The following is a 2,671-nucleotide window of genomic DNA, read 5'->3' on the forward strand; positions in this document are numbered from 1 at the left end:
TGCCCCAGATCGGAATTCACAAAGCCCTGCACGTCTACAGATGCCTGCCTTGCCGGTGCATTGCCACAACGGACGGCTGAGGCATCGGCTGGCAAACTGGCCCGGCTTGCCCCGGTGTGTCTGCCGCCCGGCGCTGGCGGGCTTCTGTACGGGCTCCCCGGGCCTCCGGTGAGGCGGCCCGGCTCCTGAGCTGGCCGAATGAACGGACTATTTTTTTTGCTCGGTGGTCGTTGTGGCGGCCGGGGTGCCGTTGCGAGCATCCCTTCGCTCGTCGCGTCCTGTGCGTCGCTCTTGCCGCCGCTCCGCGCGTCCGATGCGGCGCTCCTGCCGGCGCTCGGTTCGCCCGCTACGCCGTTCCTGACGGCGTTCTGTGCCTGACTTCGGCGCGTCCGCTGGCGGCGTCGCAGGCGCGGCGGCTGGCGCGGTGGTTTGTGCCACAGCCTCTGAGTCCGAAAAAATTGAGGACGAAGCCACAAGCCCAAACATCCCTGCGTATCCAAGGAAGGTTAGTGCGTTGCGACGACATACCTGTTCTGGCTCCGAATGGTCACTCATTCTCAGGCTCCCGGTTGCTGCCCCGTCTGAGTAATCTCACGGCCGTCCGCGGTCTGCTTATTGATTTGGATCAACTTGGCCGGATGGTTCAAGCCATGCTGGGATTTCGGTCGACGGGATCGACACTCTGGGCAGGTGCGGGATGATGCTCCCTGCAGTGACATTCAATCCTTCGATGAATTTCGCTCGCGCAAAATCCCGCGCCTCTACTTCGGTGAGAAACGTCTTGGTCAGGCGCGGATGTCGCCGCTTTAACAACGTGCCATCCGGCGGCACTTCAAAGGTGACATACCACGTATGCTTCATGCAAAACGCCGCCGGTCTTGGTCTCGCCTGTCCTCCGCGCCGGGCTTCGAGCCATGCCGCAGGGTGGGCACGTTGGTTCGCACTAAGTCAGTCATTGAGACGGTAGCGATTAGGCCGGAACGGAATGTCGTCGATGTACGGTCTCACAACCCGCTCGGTCTTGAACAGGTTACGCCATGCGTAGACAGAAAGCGCGAACAAGACGAACGCGAAGAACGCCCACGACAGTATGATCCAAATCATCTGCTTCTCCTCTCGATGTAGGCAGCCAGATAACCCCCCCATCATCAGCGGCATGGGACCATAGACAAAGAACCTCGGATGCTTTACCGCCGCGCGCCAACGCGATTGACGCCACCGTTCATGTTGCCGCCGGCGTTATGACGAACCGCAGCGCGCGCCACAGGACGCGGCCGGAGCACGACACCTGCCCGGGCAACGCACCCCCCGGGATAGCCCTCGTACGTGCAGTACACGACCGCCTTGGCTGGTGCCGGATTGAGGGTGACACCTGCAAGTCCCAAAAGGGCGCTGAGAGCCATCCCGGCAACAGTCGCTGACTTGATCGAAATACGCTTCGTCGGATTCATGGGTAACTCCTCTTCGCGCTTGCGACTGAAAGGTGATGGAGCCACTTCCAGCGCGGCTGAACATAGCATGAGTGCCCAAGGGATCGCGGACGTTGACCCAGATCAACGACCGATGTGCGAGTGAAACAGCAAGAACGAGCGCCGAGACGTGAAAAGGTGTGGCCCCAGTCCTTGGGGAAACTGGGGCCACGGGGGGCTGTGTACCTGTATTGATTGGGGGGCTGGTACCTGACAATCCAAACTCAGAAATCAACTTAGCGAAAGGTGTCCTGTGGTGCATTGTCCCAAAGTACAGAGTGCAAGGGCCCGGAACTCGGGCACTTAGCTTTACCCTCCCGACGCTTTCTTGAGCGGCTCGATCAGTTCGTGGGCTGAGAACGGCTTGGTCAGAAATGCGACGGCATCCAGATCGCAGTGCGGCCTCACGTACGGACGGGGTCGCATTGCCCGTGATGAAAATGACCGGGACCGAAGCCCCTTTGGCTTTGAGTTGATGACGAAGGTCGATACCTGAACTGCGGTCGAGGTTGATGTCCAAGATGATGCAGAGCGCGTTGCTGATGTCGGCGTGCTGCTCCAGCTCTTCAGCAGACGAGAAGAGGATCGGTTCATAGTTGTGCTGGCGTAGCAGCCGTTGGACCGCCTTCAACATGCCCGGGTCGTCATCTGCGACTATGACTTTGCTACTTTGCACTCCGCGACTCCTTGATCGCTCCCGACGTGCATGATCCTTAGCAGCCCTGCCGAGAAGTGCCTTTTACCCATGTTAGTCCGGCGATCTTAAACGCCTGTTCCGTCTCCGGGACGAGCGCGGTTGCCCTCCTTAAGTGACGCCCGAGCGCTGGCGCTGACCGTCCGATGATGGCGTGTCCCTCTCAACGGTCGATAGGTTCTTCGGGGCCGAAAATTGCTTGCGGGGACCGCGCGACCGCATTTATCGAGGGTATCTGGTGCGATAAAATCCGTGGTTGAGCAGTGTGGAGTGCGGGTCGTGCTACTCAATGTGCGCCAACCCCCCGCAGCAATCAAACTCCGCAATTCAGCAAAATGACGCTATCTGCCCAAAAGGAGAAGCCGGGTCCTGGTAACGTCATGTCGCAATCAGGCGTGCGCCGACGCGGCGGGCGGCGAAGCCAGTTGGTGGAGAATGGCCACGAGCTCGGTGTGCACAGGTGATGTCCGGTCACTGAACGCCTCGATTGGGTTAGCTTCAGTGAGCC

Annotated in this window: 3 protein-coding genes and 1 pseudogene; all 4 read right to left on the reverse strand. The window is 60.0% G+C overall.

All coding sequences use genetic code 11. The features are described 5' to 3' along the window. Positions 1-612: 612 nt before the first annotated feature. On the reverse strand, positions 613-861 hold the full coding sequence (locus tag C7G41_RS36765; protein WP_106947068.1) for a hypothetical protein: 249 nt from the start codon (positions 859-861) through the stop codon (positions 613-615). An 87-nt stretch (positions 862-948) separates the two neighbouring features. Beyond that, entirely contained in the window at positions 949-1,104 is a 156-nt protein-coding gene (locus C7G41_RS37575) for a hypothetical protein (RefSeq protein WP_158268096.1), read from the reverse strand. Positions 1,105-1,187: 83 nt separating this feature from the next. Beyond that, complete coding sequence (locus C7G41_RS36775; protein WP_106947070.1) at positions 1,188-1,451, reverse strand: hypothetical protein; 264 nt, start codon at positions 1,449-1,451, stop codon at positions 1,188-1,190. Positions 1,452-1,911: 460 nt separating this feature from the next. After that, positions 1,912-2,103: pseudogene (locus C7G41_RS38705) on the reverse strand (response regulator); the annotation flags it as partial. Between the last annotated feature and the right edge of the window lie 568 nt (positions 2,104-2,671).

It is taken from the genome of Bradyrhizobium sp. MOS002 (assembly GCF_003020115.1).
Taxonomy (GTDB): domain Bacteria; phylum Pseudomonadota; class Alphaproteobacteria; order Rhizobiales; family Xanthobacteraceae; genus Bradyrhizobium.

What these genes read in the sequence shown, in the direction of transcription:
- C7G41_RS36765 (WP_106947068.1), bottom strand. Translation starts at nt 861, where the DNA reads ATGAAGCATACGTGGTATGTCACCTTTGAAGTGCCGCCGGATGGCACG.
- C7G41_RS37575 (WP_158268096.1), bottom strand. Translation starts at nt 1,104, where the DNA reads ATGATTTGGATCATACTGTCGTGGGCGTTCTTCGCGTTCGTCTTGTTC.
- C7G41_RS36775 (WP_106947070.1), bottom strand. Translation starts at nt 1,451, where the DNA reads ATGAATCCGACGAAGCGTATTTCGATCAAGTCAGCGACTGTTGCCGGG.